16 protein-coding genes and 1 pseudogene are annotated in these 18,318 nt (G+C 40.1%); 8 read left to right on the top strand and 9 right to left on the bottom strand.

From position 1 onward, the window contains the following. Positions 1 to 31 precede the first annotated feature (31 nt). The 3 genes from rplT to IC572_RS01555 all read left to right on the top strand — a co-directional run bounded on the left by rplT (position 32) and on the right by IC572_RS01555 (position 2,228). Positions 32 to 382, top strand: coding sequence for a 50S ribosomal protein L20 (gene rplT / locus IC572_RS01565; protein WP_001264161.1), 351 nt, complete (start codon positions 32 to 34; stop codon positions 380 to 382). A 199-nt stretch (positions 383 to 581) separates the two neighbouring features. Next, positions 582 to 1,442 (top strand): outer membrane protein, encoded by an 861-nt coding sequence (locus IC572_RS01560; protein WP_000750179.1) that lies wholly within the window; start codon positions 582 to 584, stop codon positions 1,440 to 1,442. A 354-nt stretch (positions 1,443 to 1,796) separates the two neighbouring features. Further along, complete coding sequence (locus tag IC572_RS01555; protein WP_187854835.1) at positions 1,797 to 2,228, top strand: DUF1104 domain-containing protein; 432 nt, start codon at positions 1,797 to 1,799, stop codon at positions 2,226 to 2,228. Positions 2,229 to 2,517: 289 nt separating this feature from the next. Here IC572_RS01555 and IC572_RS07980 read toward each other — a convergent pair. Next, positions 2,518 to 2,711, bottom strand: a pseudogene (locus tag IC572_RS07980) (hypothetical protein). On the opposite strand from IC572_RS07980, the gene IC572_RS01550 reads away from it, so the two are divergent. Next, positions 2,635 to 3,492 carry a hypothetical protein gene (locus IC572_RS01550; RefSeq protein ID WP_187854834.1) on the top strand — a complete coding sequence of 286 codons (858 nt, stop codon included), beginning with the start codon at positions 2,635 to 2,637 and terminating at the stop codon, positions 3,490 to 3,492. The pseudogene IC572_RS07980 and the gene IC572_RS01550 overlap by 77 nt on opposite strands. A 646-nt stretch (positions 3,493 to 4,138) precedes the next feature. On the opposite strand, the gene IC572_RS01545 is transcribed toward IC572_RS01550, so the two are convergent. Next, a complete protein-coding gene (locus IC572_RS01545; RefSeq protein ID WP_187854833.1) occupies positions 4,139 to 5,506 on the bottom strand; it encodes an L-serine ammonia-lyase in 1,368 nt (455 codons plus the stop codon). Continuing rightward, the gene (locus tag IC572_RS01540; protein ID WP_187854832.1) at positions 5,506 to 6,747 is read right to left on the bottom strand and encodes a serine/threonine transporter; all 1,242 of its coding nucleotides are present in this window, start codon (positions 6,745 to 6,747) and stop codon (positions 5,506 to 5,508) included. Before IC572_RS01540 ends, IC572_RS01545 begins: the two co-directional genes overlap by 1 nt. Before the next feature lie 180 nt (positions 6,748 to 6,927). Between IC572_RS01540 and IC572_RS01535 the strand changes: the two genes are divergently transcribed. Together IC572_RS01535 and IC572_RS07865 are read left to right on the top strand one after the other, a co-directional pair. After that, the gene (locus tag IC572_RS01535; RefSeq protein WP_187854831.1) at positions 6,928 to 8,277 is read left to right on the top strand and encodes a class II 3-deoxy-7-phosphoheptulonate synthase; all 1,350 of its coding nucleotides are present in this window, start codon (positions 6,928 to 6,930) and stop codon (positions 8,275 to 8,277) included. A gap of 288 nt (positions 8,278 to 8,565) precedes the next feature. Beyond that, a complete protein-coding gene (locus tag IC572_RS07865) occupies positions 8,566 to 8,700 on the top strand; it encodes an HP0135 family lipoprotein (RefSeq protein WP_001222899.1) in 135 nt (44 codons plus the stop codon). 223 nt (positions 8,701 to 8,923) lie between these two features. Here IC572_RS07865 and IC572_RS01530 read toward each other — a convergent pair whose 3' ends face one another. The 4 genes from IC572_RS01530 to IC572_RS01515 are packed head-to-tail and all read right to left on the bottom strand — an operon-like array spanning position 8,924 to position 12,222. Next, positions 8,924 to 9,382 carry a peroxiredoxin gene (locus IC572_RS01530; protein ID WP_000412979.1) on the bottom strand — a complete coding sequence of 153 codons (459 nt, stop codon included), beginning with the start codon at positions 9,380 to 9,382 and terminating at the stop codon, positions 8,924 to 8,926. A 9-nt stretch (positions 9,383 to 9,391) separates the two neighbouring features. Then, positions 9,392 to 10,027, bottom strand: coding sequence for a LutC/YkgG family protein (locus IC572_RS01525; RefSeq protein ID WP_000032032.1), 636 nt, complete (start codon positions 10,025 to 10,027; stop codon positions 9,392 to 9,394). Beyond that, entirely contained in the window at positions 10,020 to 11,465 is a 1,446-nt protein-coding gene (locus IC572_RS01520; protein ID WP_187854830.1) for a LutB/LldF family L-lactate oxidation iron-sulfur protein, read from the bottom strand. The genes IC572_RS01525 and IC572_RS01520 overlap by 8 nt, the downstream gene beginning before the upstream one ends. 28 nt (positions 11,466 to 11,493) lie before the next feature. After that, positions 11,494 to 12,222: a (Fe-S)-binding protein gene (locus IC572_RS01515; RefSeq protein ID WP_000867258.1), complete on the bottom strand. Its 729-nt coding sequence runs from the start codon at positions 12,220 to 12,222 to the stop codon at positions 11,494 to 11,496. Positions 12,223 to 12,442: 220 nt separating this feature from the next. On the opposite strand from IC572_RS01515, the gene IC572_RS01510 reads away from it, so the two are divergent. Both IC572_RS01510 and IC572_RS01505 read left to right on the top strand, forming a co-directional pair. Beyond that, complete coding sequence (locus IC572_RS01510) at positions 12,443 to 14,092, top strand: L-lactate permease (protein ID WP_187854829.1); 1,650 nt, start codon at positions 12,443 to 12,445, stop codon at positions 14,090 to 14,092. A gap of 57 nt (positions 14,093 to 14,149) precedes the next feature. Beyond that, positions 14,150 to 15,805, top strand: coding sequence for an L-lactate permease (locus tag IC572_RS01505; protein WP_187854828.1), 1,656 nt, complete (start codon positions 14,150 to 14,152; stop codon positions 15,803 to 15,805). A 23-nt stretch (positions 15,806 to 15,828) separates the two neighbouring features. Here IC572_RS01505 and IC572_RS01500 read toward each other — a convergent pair whose 3' ends face one another. Then, positions 15,829 to 16,815, bottom strand: coding sequence for an adenine-specific DNA glycosylase (locus IC572_RS01500; RefSeq protein WP_187854827.1), 987 nt, complete (start codon positions 16,813 to 16,815; stop codon positions 15,829 to 15,831). Further along, entirely contained in the window at positions 16,816 to 18,264 is a 1,449-nt protein-coding gene (locus IC572_RS01495) for a DASS family sodium-coupled anion symporter (RefSeq protein WP_078293360.1), read from the bottom strand. Positions 18,265 to 18,318: the final 54 nt, after the last annotated feature.

Here is an 18,318-nt window from a genome sequence, read left to right as displayed (position 1 = left end):
CTAAAAATATTTTAAAAAGAAAGGTAAAGAAATGAGAGTTAAAACAGGCGTTGTGCGCAGAAGACGCCATAAAAAAGTCTTAAAACTCGCTAGAGGGTTTTATAGTGGCAGAAGAAAGCATTTTAGAAAGGCTAAAGAACAGCTTGAAAGGAGCATGTATTACGCCTTTAGGGATCGCAAACAAAAGAAAAGAGAGTTCAGGAGTTTGTGGGTGGTAAGGATCAATGCGGCTTGCAGGATGCATGAAACAAGCTATTCGCGCTTCATGCATGCCTTAAAAGTGGCTAACATTGAATTAGACCGCAAGGTTTTAGCAGACATGGCGATGAATGACATGCAAGCCTTTAAGAGCGTGTTAGAGAGCGTGAAAGAGCATCTTTAATCTCTATTGGCTGTTAGGTTTTAGTTTTAGCCTAAAAAAGGTGAGAGGATTTAGGAATTTTTACTAAAAAGTTCCTAAAATTGATTTTTGTTTCAATTTATTCTCATTCATTCGCTATATTTAATCAAAAAGAAAGCAATTTTATAGTAGAATGTAGCATTTAGAACTCAAGTAGAGAAAATGTAGAAGGAAGGAATACATGAAGAAATCTGTTATAGTAGGTGCTATCTCTCTAGCAATGACGAGCTTGTTGTCAGCAGAGACCCCTAAGCAAGAAAAAGCTATTAAGACTAGCCCTACCAAAAAAGGTGAAAGAAATGCTGCTTTTATAGGGATTGATTACCAGTTAGGTATGCTTAGCACTACCGCTCAAAATTGTTCCCATGGCAATTGTAATGGTAATCAAAGTGGGGCTTATGGCTCTAACACGCCTAACATGCCTACAGCGTCAAACCCCACAGGAGGGCTTACCCATGGCGCTCTAGGGACTCGTGGGTATAAGGGCTTAAGCAACCAACAATACGCTATCAATGGTTTTGGTTTTGTTGTAGGGTATAAGCATTTTTTTAAGAAAGCCCCACAATTTGGAATGCGTTATTACGGATTCTTTGATTTTGCAAGCTCTTATTATAAGTATTACACTTATAATGATTATGGCATGAGAGACGCTCGCAAGGGTTCTCAAAGTTTCATGTTTGGCTATGGGGCTGGCACAGATGTGTTGTTTAACCCAGCTATTTTCAATCGTGAGAACTTGCATTTTGGGTTTTTTCTTGGCGTTGCGATCGGCGGTACCTCTTGGGGTCCAACAAACTATTATTTTAAGGACTTAGCTGAAGAATATAGAGGGAGTTTCCACCCATCAAATTTCCAGGTCTTAGTGAATGGCGGGATCCGCTTAGGCACTAAACACCAAGGTTTTGAAATTGGCTTGAAAATCCAAACCATTCGCAACAATTACTATACCGCTAGTGCGGATAATGTTCCTGAAGGGGTTACTTATAAATTCACCTTTCACCGCCCCTATGCCTTTTATTGGCGTTACATTGTAAGCTTTTAAGGTGTTTTAGGGTTAATTTATGGGGGGGTATAGAAAAGGGCTTTTGCTCTTTATGGCCTTTTATGACTTTCTTGTATCAAAGCCGTTGTTTAATCAATACGGCCACTCAGCAAAAATGAAATCGCAATCCTTACAAGCAATTGAACTTACCAACAACCGCACACAAACAAATCTTTGAAAAATCAAAAATGAATTGATTATTTTTGAAAATAATGATAGGGAATATAGGTTAGCTGTTTTAATGGAGCGCTGATCATAAAATCTAAAAATCAATTGGCCATTAAAGTGCTATAAGTTATCTTTAATCAATCAGATGGTAGAATCTGTCTTTTATTTTTGAATTGGGAGCATTTGATGAAAAAATTAGCGGTTTCTTTATTATTTACAGGGACTTTTTTGGGGCTTTTTTTGAATGCGAGCGATTTTAAGAGCATGGATAATCAGCAACTATTAGAGCAAGCAGGGAAAGTAGCTCCTAGCGAAGTCCCGGAGTTTCGCACAGAAGTCAATAAACGATTAAAAGCGATGAAAGAAGAAGAGCGTAAAAATTATAAAGCGAATTTTAAGAAAGCGATGGATAAGAATTTGGCTTCTTTAAGCCAAGAAGATCGCAACAAGCGTAAAAAAGAAATTCTTGAAGTGATTGCTAACAAAAAGAAAACAATGACCATGAAAGAGTATCGTGAAGAGGGGTTGGATTTGCATGATTGCGCATGCGAAGGCCCTTTTCACGATCATGAGAAAAAAGGGAAAAAAGGGAAAAAACCAAGCCATCATAAGCATTAGCGCTTAAGGTGTGCTAACTTTTTTTGATTTTTGTAAAAATACGCCATAAGCCCCTAGCTTTTGGCTGTGGGGATTAGGGCGTTTTCGTGTTATAATTGTCATAGCGTTTGAGCACTTAAAATAGAGGCTACTTGCTTGGTGGGTGGGCTTTGTTGCTCTCAAATCCTTTAGCTGTAGAGAGCGTCTCAAATTTTTAGGGTTAAAGTTTTTGGAGTGTTTGTATTTTTTGGATATTTATAGTATCATACCCAGTAATAAAGACCCTTTGAAAGTCTGTATTTTAAGACGGCTAAAACAGCTTGAATTCTAGGTGGTTTTTTATCAATAGAAAGATTTCAAAAGAGAGCTTTTATGAAGAACGGTATCTATTTTTGTTGCGGTTATATATTTTAATTAGGAGTTTGGTGTGAAACGGATTTTATTTTTTTTAGCGGCTACGACTTTTTTGTTGAGAGCAGAGACGGATTCTGCCACTATTAACACTACAGTTGATCCCAATGTTATGTTTTCTGAAAGCTCCACAGGGAATGTGAAAAAGGACCGCAAGAGGGTTTTAAAGAGTATGGTTAATTTGGAAAAAGAGCGCGTGAAGAATTTTAACCAGTATTCTGAAACCAAGATGAGTAAGGGCGATTTATCCGCTTTTGGAGCTTTCTTTAAGGGGAGTTTGGAAAGCTGTGTGGAGCAAAAGGTCTGTTATTATGAGCATAAAGATGGTAAGGTTTCTTTTGTGGTGAATGACAGAGAAAAGTTTTATAAGCATGTGCTTAAAGATTTAGGGACAGAGCTTTCACTCCCTTTGTTTAACTGGCTTTACAAAGGCTCGGATTTTGGGGCTTTGCATGAGCAGTTTGGGGATATGTATGATGGGTATATCAAATATTTGATCAGCATGGTTAGGGTGAGCCAAAAAGAAAAGGCTAGAAAAGTGGATGCAATCGTTCTTAAAAAAATGGAAGAACAGGCTGAGAAAGACACTAAGGCAGCATTCCAAAAGAGGAGCAGTGGGGAGCTTCAAAACCATACTGATAGCCCTGAATTTATAAGCTCTTCTAAGACACAGAATTCTTCTAACCCAGATCTAGACCCTATGACTAACGCTAACACGCTCAAAGAAACAGCTTCAAAAGAGCCAGAGACTTCTTCAAAAAAGGAAAAAAAGCCTAAGAAAAAACGACGCCTTTCAAAGAAAGAAAAGCAACAACAGGCCTTACAACAAGAGTTTGAAAAGCAAGTTAGTGGCTCTAGTGAGTCTGAAAAATAGTAAGGAAAAATAGCTAGCTTACCTTTTTGAGTAGGGGGCTTTCTTTAAATAAGTCTCTTAAGTGCTTCTTTTCTAGGCTTTATAGCTCTCTATCGCTAAGCTCTGTGTCCTATTGGTTAGGACTATCTCTTTTAAAAACCACCGCTTTTTTGAAGTTTTTAAACTTTTCAGCTCTTTTTACGCTTAATGATTAGCTCTTTTGTTACGCAAAAATCTTTGAAACATAATGACGGATAGAGCCATGATAAAATAACCTTAAGATATTCCAATGCATTTTACATAAAAGCATGTGAAAATTTTTGGTTTTATTTTAGTGGGGTATTGGTAATCAAATTGATGCCTTTGAGTATTTTTCATATTTAAAAAAAGCTTGCAAAAAGCGAGTGATAGTTTCTCATGACGCGCTTTTATAGGGTTATGGGGAGTTTTGGGGGGTTAGGGGAATGATTTCAAAAGGCCTCCTATCCCCTTATGAGCTTGAATAAACTTTTTACTACAAAATGGAATCCAAAACGATGTAATAACGCTTTAAAACCCTATGTTTAAAAATTTTTGAAGGATATTAAAGTTGGATAAGATTTATTTGCATTTGATAAAAACAAAGCCTTTTTTAGGAAATAAAACTCCTAAAGATTAGAGCTATCCCTTAGCATTCTAAAGTCTTAGCTAACCCCCCTAACGAAGTCTCTTTGTATTTTTCATTCATGTCTTTCCCGGTCGCATACATCGTAGCAATCACTTCATCTAGGCTCACTTTAGGCTTGTATTCATCTTCTAAGGCTAATTTAGAAGCGCTGATCGCTTTAATCGCCCCTAAAACATTGCGTTCAATGCAAGGGATTTGCACCAAGCCCCCCACCGGATCGCATGTCAATCCTAAATGGTGCTCCATAGCGATTTCACTAGCGATCAAAACCTGTTGCGTGGTCGCTTGGCACAAATGGGCTAACCCCCCCGCAGCCATAGAGCTTGCCACGCCAATTTCAGCCTGACACCCCGCTTCTGCGCCGCTCAAGGAAGCGTTTTTTTTGTAAAGATAGCCAATCGCCGCGCTAGTGAGCAAAAAATCATTGATAGCCTTTTGCGATAAATTTTCAAACAAATGGTTTTTAGCGTATAAAAGCACGCTTGGCACCACCGCGCACGCTCCATTAGTGGGGGCGGTTACCACCTTGCCTCCGCTGGCGTTTTCTTCAGCAATGGCGCGAGCGTAAAGCGAAATGTAATCAATCAGCGCTAAGGGGTCTTTCCCGCTTGTGGGGTGCTTTTCTAGGCGCGTTTTAATGCTTGGGGCTAATCGTGTTACTTTCAAAGAACCAGGCAGATACCTTTCTTTAGAATTAGCCCCATTATCATAACACTCAAGCATCGCATGATAGATTTTAGTCATCGTTGCATCAGGGTGGTTTTTGAGAGCGTTTTCTCTCAAACGCACGATTTCAGCGATGCTTTTTTGGTGTTTTTGGCATAATTCTAGCAACTCTTTAGCGCTTGAAAAATCATAGGCAATGCTTTCATTCCCGCCCTCTTCAGACAAATTGTCTAATTCTTTTTCAGTATAGACAAACCCTCCACCAACAGAATAATAAGTCTCTTCTTTTAAAACCTCATTTTTAGCGTTAAAAGCTTTTAGAATGAGAGCGTTTTGGTGTCTGGCTAAAGGTTTGTTGTCAAAAATCAAATCTTTAGCATAATCAAAAGGGATATGATGCTGGTTAGCGAGTTTTAAAACTTTGTTTTCAAGCGCTTCATGCAATAAGGCTTTTTTGGTTGTTACTTCTAATTCGTTAGCATAAATACCATGCAAGCCAATTAAAACCGCCTCATCGCTCAAATGCCCTTTACCGGTCAAGGCTAATGAGCCATGCAAGGTGATTTGAACGCGCACAACCTGCTCTAAAACGCCTTTTAACGACTCGCAAAATCTCGCTCCCGCTTCCATAGGCCCTATGGTGTGTGAAGAGCTAGGCCCAACGCCGATTTTAAAAATGGATAAAATAGAAAAACTAGCCATTAAAATAGTCCTAAAAACACGCTCAAAGCCGTCAAGCTCCCAAAGACAAACACAAAAATATCCACTTTGAAATTTCTAAAACGCTTCAAACTAGAAACGCTATAAAACGCTATCATGGGCATCACAAATAGAATGAGCGCGATAATGGGGCCACCTAAATTTTCAATAAAATCCAAGATATTGGGGTTAATATAAGCCACCAGCGTGATAGTCAGCCATAAAAAAATCGTTACGCTCACGCTCAGGGTTTTAGAAGCTTTTTTCAACTTTAAGCTTTGAATGATAATGCCTTCTAAACCTTCCTTAGCCCCATAATAATGCCCAAAAAAAGATGAAAAAATCGCTAAAAAAGCCACCACAGGCCCCGCATAATTGATTAAAGGGTTGTTTAAAGTGTTAGCCAAATAGCTTAAAATGGGGATATTTTGTTCCCTTGCTTTCACAAAATCATCAGCACTCAAGCACATGACGCACGAAAACACAAAAAACATCACAAACCCTAAAAGCATCAGCGATGTCCCTAATTCAATTTGATTGAGTTTATACTCTTTGAAAGCGCCGTATTCTTTTCCCACGTTTTGAGTGAAAGTTGAAATAATGGGGCTATGGTCGAATGAAAACACAAGCACCGGTAAGGTTAGCCAAATCGCTAACACAAATTCTTTGAAACTCGGCACCACAAAAAGATTAGCGCCTTGCCAATAAGGGATAAGATACAAAGAAAAAAGCAATAAAATCAAGCATAAAGGATACACTAAAGCGTTACAAATGCGCGTAACAATCGTAGCGTTAAAAACCATCACCAACATCATTAAAGAAACTAACACTACAGCCAATAATCCCCGATGAAAAGGCGCTAAATGCAACTGGTTAGTGAAAAAATGATCAAACACATTCGTGATACCCACCCCATAAACCAAGCAAATAGGATAAATCGCCAAGAAATAAAGCAAAGTGATAAGAAAACCCCATTGAGCGCCAAAATGAGAGCGAACGACCATGGTAATGTCTTCTTGATCTTTAGATCCTATGAAATAAGCCAAAGCCCTATGCCCTAGATAAGTCAAAGGGAAGATGATCGCGCTCATCACCACAATAGCCCATATCCCATGCCCACCGGCTCTAATAGGCAAAAATAAAATCCCAGCCCCCACCGCCGTGCCAAATAAGGACACCATCCAACGCAAATCAAACGCATTGAGTTTTTTAGGATCTCTTGGAACCGCTTTTTCTTGTGCCATGCTATTAAACCGCCCTTTTATCGTGTTAAAGAGTTCTCATTGTAGCATAAAGCTTTTTATGATTGGGGTTTTTTGAGATTAAGGGGTGGTTTTGGGCGCGCATTTATTCCCTAAAATCCACGATTTAACCCGCACAAGCTATAATAACGCTTAAAAAAAGATTAATAAAGGATTATAGAAATGTCAAACACAACTTGGTCGCCCACTTCATGGCATTCTTTTAAGATAGAGCAACACCCCACTTACAAAGATAAACAAGAATTAGAAAGGGTCAAAAAAGAATTGCACTCCTACCCTCCCTTAGTGTTTGCTGGCGAAGCGAGGAACTTGCAAGAGCGTTTAGCCCAAGTCATTGACAATAAGGCGTTTTTGTTGCAAGGGGGCGATTGCGCGGAGTCGTTTTCTCAATTTAGTGCTAACCGAATTAGGGACATGTTTAAAGTGATGATGCAAATGGCGATTGTCTTAACTTTTGCTGGCTCTATACCGATCGTGAAAGTGGGGCGCATTGCTGGGCAATTTGCCAAACCTCGCTCCAATGCGACTGAAATACTGGATGATGAAGAAGTGTTGAGTTACAGAGGGGATATTATCAATGGGATTTCCAAAAAAGAAAGAGAGCCAAAGCCTGAAAGGATGCTTAAAGCCTACCATCAAAGCGTAGCGACTTTGAATCTTATCAGAGCCTTTGCCCAAGGCGGGTTAGCGGATTTGGAGCAAGTGCATCGTTTCAATTTGGATTTTGTCAAAAACAACGATTTCGCACAGAAATACCAGCAAATCGCTGACCGGATCACGCAAGCTTTAGGGTTTATGCGAGCGTGTGGGGTGGAGATAGAGCGAACGCCTATCCTTAGGGAAGTGGAGTTTTACACCAGCCACGAAGCGTTACTGCTCCATTATGAAGAGCCTTTGGTGCGTAAGGATAGTTTGACTAACCAGTTTTATGATTGCTCCGCGCACATGCTGTGGATTGGCGAAAGGACAAGAGATCCTAAGGGCGCGCATGTGGAGTTTTTAAGGGGGGTTTGTAACCCTATTGGCGTGAAAATTGGGCCTAATGCGAGCGTGAGCGAAGTGTTAGAATTGTGCGATGTCTTAAACCCGCACAACATTAAGGGGCGTTTGAATTTGATCGTGCGCATGGGTTCTAATATCATTAAAGAGCGTTTGCCTAAGCTTTTACAAGGGGTGTTGAAAGAAAAACGCCACATTTTATGGAGCATTGATCCCATGCATGGCAACACGGTCAAAACCAACTTGGGGGTTAAAACAAGGGCTTTTGATAGCGTGTTAGATGAAGTGAAAAGCTTTTTTGAAATCCATAGGGCTGAAGGGAGCTTGGCTTCAGGGGTTCATTTGGAAATGACAGGAGAAAATGTTACAGAATGTATTGGTGGCTCGCAAGCGATCACCGAAGAGGGTTTGAGCTGCCATTACTATACGCAATGCGATCCAAGACTAAACGCCACTCAAGCCCTAGAACTCGCTTTTTTAATCGCTGACATGCTTAAAAAACAACGCACTTGATTGAAATCAAAATAATAAGAGGCTTTAGTCAAGCGATCGTTTCTTCTAATGCGTTCTATAGGGGGATTTAGTTGGGGTTGTAGGGGGGGAGTTATTTCAAAATACCCCAGTTATCCCCTTAAGAGAATGAGTTTTGTATAAAATAAAGTTTTAAAAATTAAAGGATAATAAGGTTAAATAAGGTTTTGAGTGCCGACATTTGATGAAAACAGAGCCAAATATTAATCTATCTTTAACTCTTTTTCTTTATAATTATCGTAAGAATTTTAATATTCAAAGGAGCTTGAAATGAGAATTTCTCTTTTAGCTGTAATTTTAGCGTTATTGTTTGTGGCTTGCCACGAAACTAAAAAACAAATCTTACAAAACGAAGCCGATAGCACCCCTTCAGAAAAAACCATTTGGCAACCTGAACAAAAATAAAAATTTAAAAAAGCTAAAAAGCGTTTTTTACCATCAAATTAAAAGGGTTTGATTTTAGTAAATAGTGTTTAAAAAGCGTTTTTGTGGGGTTATTGTCGCAAAATAACCCTATTTTTTATGAGTTTTAGCGTAAAAAATAAAAGTTTTTGTTAAATAAGACTCAACCAATGTTTGAAAAGAGTAGAGCCTTAGAGTTTGAGGATTAAAAGGCTTGAGAGCGAAATTACAAACTCTCTAAAACCTTTTGAGCATGCCCTTTCGCTTTGACATTGTAGAAGCATTTTTCTAAAACGCCTTGCGTGTTGATAATGAAAGTGGAGCGGATAATCCCCAAATGCTCCTTCCCATAAAGCATGCGTTTGCCATAAGCTTTGTAAAGATTGGCGGCTTTTTTATCTTCATCGCAGAGCAAAATCACATTCAAAGAGCATTGGCTGATAAATTTTTGATGCGATTGAGCGTTATCAGGGCTTACGCCTACGACAACAGCGTTTTTCTTTTCAAATTCACTAAACAAAGTGCTAAAGTCTTTGGCTTCTAAAGTGCATCCGGGGGTGTTGTCTTTAGGGTAGAAATACAGCACCACTTTTTTATGGAGCAAATCTTTTAAAGAAATTTCTACGCCATCGCTGTTTTTCAACCTGAAATCAGGGGCTAATTGCCCCACTTCTAATTTTTCCATCCTTATCCTTTAGTAGAGAATGACAGCGACTTTTTGAGGCCCATGCACCCCAAAAACGGTTTTTAATTCAATATCGGCTGTCCGGCTAGGCCCGCCAATAAGGAGCATGTTTGTGGGCAATGCACCGTTTTGGCCTTGATTTTTTAAAGCTTGCACGCCTTCGCTTAAATTGCGCACAATGGATTCTTTTTTCAATAAAATGATGCAATTAAGGGTGATGAGTGAAAGCAATCGTGGGCTTGCATGCGAAGAAACCGCTCCGATCATGCCCAAGCTTGAAATCCCACAAACCCCATGCAATAAAGCCGTATCAATCTCAAACAACTCTTCACGCATCGCTTCAATTTCTTTGTCATAAGGTTGTAAAGTGAAATCCTTAAACGCTTCAAAATTCAAATTTAAATCCGTAGAGTGTAAGACTTTTTTGCTTTGAAAATTTTCTAAAGCCTTTAAAATGGCTTGCTCTAAATTTTCTTTAGCGCTTTCAATGACTTCAGCTTTATTCAACACCTGGAAATGCTTGTATTCTTCCACTAAGTCTTCAAACTCCACTTTAATGATATTCCTGTAAGCAGGGTTTGCTCCCTGAATGGCATGCTTGGCTCTGGCTTCTTTAATGCGCTTTAAAATAAGCTCTTTACTCATAAATCACCCCTTCTAAGTGTTGGACTTTGGCATGCAAGCTTGTGTCCATATTGGGTAAGGTCCTAACGCTCGCCCACTCTTTGACTAAAGGCAGTATGGGGGCTAAAAGCTTGCCTAAAGGCGAGAAAAATTGAGCCATTTTCAATTGGAAACGCCACTTAGCCCCATCGCTTGCCATTTTGGCAAACATTTTCATAGAGAATTTTTCCATCCCGCTGTGTTGGGTGCTTTTAGCCCCCTTAACCACGCCCCTGCCCTCGCCCACTTTATCGGCTCGTAAATCCCTAATGAGTTCGGCTAAAGGGATTTCTACAGGGCATACTTCAGTGCAACGCCCACAAAGGCTGCACAAATTAGGGATATGCCCGTAATTATTCAAGCCAAAGAGTTGGGGGGATACCACCACGCCTATAGGGCCAGGATAAGTAGAAAGATAGGCATGCCCACCGATTTTATCATACACAGGGCAGTGGTTCAAACAAGTCCCGCAACGAATGCATGAAAGAGCGCGATAATACTTTTCATCAGCCAAAATATTGGAGCGGTTGTTGTCTAATAAAATGATGTGGGCTTCTTTAGGGCCGTCTAAATCGCCCTCTTTTCTAGGGCCTGTGATGATGTTTTGATAGCAAGTGATAGGCACACCCACAGCACTCGGGGCGAGCAAATTGTTTAAAATCGCCGCATCATCAAAGCTTTCTACTAATTTTTCAATCCCACAAATTGCGACATGCACATCGCATGCGGTGGTGTTCATTCTGCCATTGCCTTCATTTTCCACTAACCAGATCGCCCCCTCATTAGCGATAGCGAAATTCACCCCACTGATCCCCATTTTAAAGCTTTCAAATTCTTTGCGCATGTGTTTTCTGGCGATCGCATTGAGCTTTTCAGGCTCTTCTTCATAAGCGGCGTTGAGTTTTTCTTCAAAAATCTTACCGATTTGCTTGCGGTTTTTATGGATAGCTGGCACGACAATATGCACAGGGTGTTCATTAATGAGCTGGATAATCAATTCGCCCAAATCCGTTTCTTGCGCTTGAATGCCCTTTTCTTTCAAGTAATGGTTCAAGCCAATTTCTTCGCTCGCCATGGATTTTTGTTTTAAAATGCGCTTGATATTCTTTTCTTTGGCGAGGTTGTAAATGATTTCATTGGCTTCATCGCCGTCTTTAGCGTAGTGGATTTTAAAGCCGTTTTGAGTGGCGTTTTTTTCAAACAATTCCAAATATTCATCAAGCCTGGATAGAATTTTGAGCTTGACTTCTTTGCCCAATTCCCTTAAATTTTCCCACTCGCTGTAACGATTTTTAAGGAGATTCTTACGATTAGCCCTTAAGGTGTCCATTGCAGAACGCAAATTTTCCCTTAATTGCGTATCGCCTAATTGGTCGGTGATGATTTCTTCGTATTCTTGGTCGCTATGATATTTTTCCATGATTATTCCTTAAAACAATTCTTTAATGTTAAAGCCCAAGCCTTGAGGCTAAAAAGTCATAAAAATGCATGGGTTTTGTCAAAGAACCCATTTTTTGCATAGCGGTGCTGATATTCATCAAACACCCAGCATCCGCTGAAACAATCACATCCACCTGACGGCTTTCTATATCTTTAATCTTTTCTTTGACCATAACCGCTGAAATTTCAGGCTCTTTGACTGAAAAAGTCCCCCCAAACCCGCAGCATTCTTCTTCTTTTTCCAATTCAATGAGTTCCACATTTTTAAGCTGTCTGATGAGATTTTTCGCCGAGTCAATCACCTTAGCCACCCTTAAGGCATGGCAATTAGAATGCCATGTGATTTTAAGGGGTTCGCCCTTATCTTCGTATTTGACTTGCAATTTTTTATCCAAAAACTCGCTCAATTCATACACCCTAGAGCAAAAATCTTTAACCATGTTAAATTCCGCATGCCCTTCAAACAATTCCAAATAATCATGCCGCATCATCCCTGTGCATGAACCGCTGGGCAAGATAATAGGGTAGTCGTTATTGGAATAAAGTTTGATATTGTATAAAACGACTTTTTTAGTCTCTTCATAATACCCTGAGTTGTAGCTTGGCTGGCCACAACATGTCTGGTCTTTTTTAAAAACCACTTCTAAATTTTCCTTGCGGAGTAATTTGATAGCGTTAAGCGATGCGTTGCTATATATGGCTGCTCCTAGACAAGTAGCAAAGAAATTGACTTTCAAAGAATGCTCCTTAAAATTCCAAATTAAGAGTTTCAAACACAATATAATACTCAAAATTAGTAAGATTGTAATCACAAGTTGATAAACCCACTCTCTTAAATATTGTTACTAAAATAAACTACAAACCCATTAAATTTGACTTAATATTAAATGCTACTTAAAATTAGTTTTTTCTTTTAAGTAAGATAAAAAAATACTTTTAATTATTCAAGGAAAATTTATGGAATTTTATCAAGTCTATGACCCATTAGGCCATATTTGGCTGAGTGCTTTAGTCGCACTATCGCCTATTGCGCTCTTTTTTATTTCTCTTATTGTCTTTAAACTTAAAGGGTATAGCGCTGGGTTTTTAAGCTTATTGCTTTCAATCATTATTGCGTTATTTGTGTATAAAATGCCCGCTCAAATGGTGAGCGCGAGTTTTTTCTATGGCTTTCTTTATGGCTTGTGGCCGATCGCTTGGATTGTGATCGCTGCGATTTTTCTTTACAACCTTTCAGTGAAATCCGGGTATTTTGAAATTTTAAAAGAAAGCATTTTAACCCTAACTCCGGATCACCGCATTTTAGTGATTTTGATTGGCTTTTGTTTTGGCTCGTTTTTAGAAGGAGCGATCGGGTTTGGAGGCCCGGTAGCGATCACAGCGGCGATTTTAGTCGGCCTTGGGCTAAACCCCTTATACGCTGCTGGGTTGTGCTTAATTGCTAACACCGCTCCTGTAGCTTTTGGCGCGGTGGGCATTCCTATTACGGCGATGGCTAGCGTGGTGGGTATCCCTGAATTAGAGATTTCTCAAATGGTAGGCAGGGTGTTACCCATTTTTTCCATTGGTATTCCTTTTTTCATCGTGTTTTTAATGGATGGTTTTAGAGGGATTAGAGAGACTTTTCCTGCAGTGGCTGTTACCGGGTTTAGTTTCGCTATCGCGCAATTTTTAAGCTCTAATTATCTAGGGCCGCAGCTCCCGGATATTATTTCAGCTTTAGTGTCATTGATTTCTACCACTTTGTTTTTAAAATTTTGGCAACCCAAGCGTATTTTCACCAGCAATGGCAAAGAGCCCACAATCAGCACAGAAAAACACCATATTTGTAAGGTGATCGTGGCGTGGATGCCTTTTGTGTTGCTCACGATTACGATTATTATATGGACGCAACCCTGGTTTAAAGCGCTTTTTAAAGAAGGCGGGGCTTTGGCGTTTTCTAGCTTTGCGTTTGAATTTAATTCTATCAGTCAAAAGATTTTTAAAACCGTTCCCATTGTTACTGAAGTGACTAATTTTCCTGTGGTGTTCAAACTCCCTTTGATTTTAACGACAGGCACTTCCATTTTTTTAGCCGCTCTTTTAAGCGTGTTTTTGTTGCGCGTGAAAATCAGCGATGCGATAGGGGTGTTTGGGGCCACTTTAAAAGAAATGCGTTTGCCGATTTTAACCATTGGCGTGGTTTTAGCGTTTGCGTATGTGGCTAATTATAGCGGTATGAGCGCCACGCTCGCTTTAGCGTTAGCGGATACTGGGCATGTTTTCACTTTCTTTTCGCCTGTGGTGGGCTGGCTTGGGGTGTTTTTAACCGGAAGCGATACGAGTTCTAATCTTTTATTTGGCTCTTTGCAAATGCTCATCGCCACACAGCTTGGCTTGCCTGAAGTGCTTTTCTTAGCGGCCAACACTTCCGGGGGCGTTGTGGGTAAAATGATAAGCCCTCAAAGCATCGCTATCGCTTGCGCGGCGGTGGGGTTAGTGGGGAAAGAGAGCGAATTGTTCAGATTTACGGTAAAATACTCCGTCGCTTTGGCAATCATTATGGGGATTGTCTTCACTCTTATTGCTTATGTCTTCCCCTTTATTATCCCCATCATTCCTAAATAAGGGGGTTTTTTAAAGAGATCTAGCGCTAAGAGAATATTTTTAAAAAGGGATTTTTTAGTGCTAGAATTTCATCAAGTTTATGATCCTTTGGGTAATATTTGGCTGAGCGCTCTTGTAGCCTTATTGCCGATTTTATTATTTTTTTTATCTTTAATGGTTTTTAAGCTCAAAGGTTATACAGCGGCCTTTTTGAGCGTGGCCTTATCAGCCGTTATTGCGGTTTTAGTGTATAAAATGCCTGTTAGCATGGTGGGTTCAAGCTTTCTTTACGGCTTTCTTTATGGCCTATGGCCGATCGCTTGGATCATTATTGCAGCGATTTTTTTATACAAACTCAGCGTTAAATCCGGCTATTTTGAAATCTTAAAAGAAAGCGTCCAGTCCATCACTTTAGATCACAGGATTTTAGTGATTTTGATTGGCTTTTGTTTTGGCTCATTTTTAGAAGGAGCGATCGGTTTTGGAGGGCCTATTGCTATAACAGCAGCGATTTTAGTGGGGTTAGGCTTAAGCCCCTTATATTCTGCCGGATTGTGCCTAATCGCTAACACCGCTCCTGTAGCCTTTGGCGCGGTGGGTATCCCTATAAGCGCTATGGCGAGCGCGGTAGGGGTGCCAGCGATTTTAATTTCAGCCATGACGGGTAAAATCCTCTTTTTTGTGAGCTTGTTAGTGCCGTTTTTCATCGTGTTTTTAATGGATGGCTTTAAAGGGATTAAAGAAACTTTTCCGGCCGTTTTTATCGCGGCTTTTTCTTTCGCTGGCGCGCAATTTTTAAGCTCTAATTATTTAGGGCCAGAATTGCCTGGTATTATTTCAGCCCTTGTCTCACTCGTTGCGACAGCGCTCTTTTTGAAATTTTGGCAGCCTAAAACGATTTTTAGAAGCGACGGCAAAGCGGTTTCATTCACTAAAACTAACCATCATATCTGTAAAATCTATGTCGCTTGGTCTCCTTTTGTGATTTTAGTTTTAGTCATTGTGCTATGGATACAGCCTTTTTTTAAAGCCTTGTTTGAAAAAGACGGCTTGTTAGCTTTTTCTAATTTTTATTTTGAATTCAATAACATCAGCAACCACATCTTTAAAAGCCCGCCCTTTGTAGAAGCCAATCAAAGCGTGAGTTTTCCTGTGGTGTTTAAATTTCTCTTAATCAACACGGTTGGCACTTCCATTTTTTTAGCTGCTCTTATTAGCATGCTCGTTTTAAGGGTGCGAGTGAGCGATGCAGTGAGTGTTTTTGGCGAGACTTTAAAAGAAATGCGTTACCCCATTCTCACCATTGGTTTAGTCTTAAGCTTTGCCTATGTGTCTAATTACAGCGGGATTTCTTCCACTCTAGCCTTAGCGCTCACCCATACGGGTTTGGCTTTTACTTTTTTCTCGCCCTTGATCGGATGGGTAGGCGTGTTTTTAACCGGGAGCGATACAAGTTCTAATCTTTTATTTGGCTCTTTACAGCAACTCACCGCCCAACGATTGCACCTCCCTGAGATTTTAACCCTAACGGCTAATACCGTGGGTGGCACTTTGGGCAAGATGATAAGCCCTCAAAGCATCGCTATCGCTTGCGCGGCGGTGGGGTTAGCCGGGAAAGAGAGCGATTTGTTCAAATTCACCGTTAAATACTCCCTTATTTTTGTAGCGATCATGGGAGTCGTGATTAGCACGATTGCGTATTTGATCCCTGAAGTGGTGCCTGCGATAAAGTAGGGCCATTTTAGATTTGGCAGGGTTTAGCCCCCAAATAAATTTTTTTGTTTTAAAAAATGCAAGATTTTAAGCGTCATAGAGCTTATGGGTAAAGTTTCTAAGTCTTTAAGGCTATAAAAACGAACGGGGTTTTTTAGATCCTTTATTGCAGCTGAATAGAGGTTTAAATTGAGCTTGAATTTAGTGTGGCTGTGTTTGATCGCACCTAAAAAGGGGAGTTTGCATTCTAAATTTTCTTTTAAGTCAGGGAAATGGTGCATCCCCAAATAGAGTTTTTGCTCTATTTTTTCTAAAGCGATTTGGTTATTTTGGATCACAACGCCCAAGTAACGCTCTTCTTGAATGATCTCTTGTTTTTTCTTAAGCGTGTGTTTTTCTAGGTGGTTTTTACCTAAACAATAAGGATTCAAAGGGCAAATCGCGCATTTGGGTTTAGGGGAGCAGATTAAAGCCCCTAGATCAATTAAGGCTTGGTTATGATTAAAGCTTTCATTAGGATTAAGAAAGTCATTCGCCTTAATTTGTAAGTCTTTAGCGTGGATATTAGGATCCGAACCAAAAAGCCTTAAAAGCACGCGCTTGATATTAGCGTCCACGCATGCGGTTTTTTCCCTAAAACCAAAACATAAAATAGCATTAGCCGTGTATGCGCCAATCCCAGGGAGTTTTAATAGGCTTTGATAGTCATTAGGTAGTTGTGAGTTATGTTCTTTCACGCAAATTTCAGCGCTTTTTTTTAAATTTTTAGCCCTTGAATAATAGCCAAGCCCTCTCCAAAGCAATAAAACCTCCTCTAATTGAGCGTTCGCTAAGTCTTTTAAAGTGGGGAAAGCTTCTAAAAAAGGGGAATAAAAACGCTCAACCACCGTGCTGATTTGGGTTTGTTGGCTCATCACTTCGCTGATATAGACTTCATAGGGAGCGTTAATGCCCTTTAAATTCCTAAAGGGTAAATCCTTTCGCCCAAATTCTTCATACCATTTTAAAAGGGCGTTGTGTAAAGTTTCCAACTACAACCACCTATAAGCGATGAATTTAACCCAAGGCACACACACGCTTAAAAACACGATTAAATACACAAAGCCAAAAATAAACCCTAATTTCCAAAAATCCTTGCTTGGAATATACCCGCTCCCGTAATAAATGGTGGATGGGCCTGTGCCATAGGGGGTTAAAATCCCCATAATCCCTAAAGAAAGCATTAAAAACAAGCTCAATTCTTGCAAATTGACCCCTTGAATATGCGAACCAATCCCTACAAAAAGTGCGAATAACGCGCTCACATGAGCGGTGATGCTAGCGAAAAAATAGTGCGACAGATAGAATAAGGCTACAATAAACAATACCGCTATTAACGGATCCAAGTGAGCATGCTCTAAAAAATTTTGGGCCGCATTGCCAATAAAATTTAAAAAACCCACATTTTTAAGCCCGCCAGCCATCGTGAGTAGCGATCCCAGTAATAAAAAAATATTGAACGCGCTCTTGTTTTTAATGATGTCTTCATAGCTTACGATCTTACAAAACGCCATTAACACCATGGTAATCAAAGCCGTCGCGCTCGCATGCAAGCCTAAAGGTTTGCCAAAAATCCAACCCAGTAAAGCCAATAAAGTGAGGCTCAACATTAAAATTTCTTTTAAAGAAAACCTCCCCATGCTTTCTAATTCTTTTTTAGCCCACAAACTCACTTCTTTTGAGCCTTTTAAGGTGGGTTTGCAGGTTTTATACGCCAATAAAGGCACAAGCAAGATCAAAACCACCCCACAAGGCAAGAACGCTAAAAACCACGAAAACCATGAGATTTCATTCACCCCCATTTTGGTAGCGATTTCCATTGCTAAGGGGTTAGGAGCGAGCGCAGTTAAAAACATGGACGAAGTGATGCAAGTTGAAGCCAAAGCGACCCACATCAAATACGCGCCGATTTTGTTAGGGTTATTGTTTGGGGTAGAACCCATTAAGGGCGGGATAGAAGAAACTATGGGATAGAGTATGCCCCCACTTCTAGCGGAGTTGCTAGGGATAAAGGGGGCTAGACACAATTCGCTCAAGCTGATCGCATAGCCCAAACCTAAAGGGGTTTGCCCTAAAAACCTAATCAGTAAAAGAGCGATCCGTTTCCCTAACAAGCTTTTTTCATACCCTAAACCCAAAATAAAAGCGACAAACACAAGCCACACCGTTTTATTCGCATACCCGCTCAAACCCCACGAAATGGCTTTATTAGCGCTCGCTACTCCATCGCTCGCTCCAATTCTTAACGCCACGCACAACACCAACGCACTCAACGCTATCAAACCTGATGGCACCGGCTCTAAAATTAGCCCTATAATCATGCCCATGAAAATACAAAAATAAAGCCATGCGTTAGGGTTTAGCCCATCCGGTGCGCCTAAAAAATACAATAATGCTGCGATGAGAAAAGGGGCAAAGATTGAGAGGGTTTGTTTAATCATAGTGTAGCCTTTAGCCAAAGATAGTAATAATTTGGCTTAAAAATGTCATTCAAA

The sequence above is a fragment of the Helicobacter pylori genome, from assembly GCF_014496485.1.
Classification (GTDB): Bacteria; Campylobacterota; Campylobacteria; order Campylobacterales; family Helicobacteraceae; genus Helicobacter; species Helicobacter pylori_DD.
The sequence above is the reverse complement of the archived record's forward strand: the minus strand, read 5'-3'. Positions and strand labels throughout refer to the sequence as shown.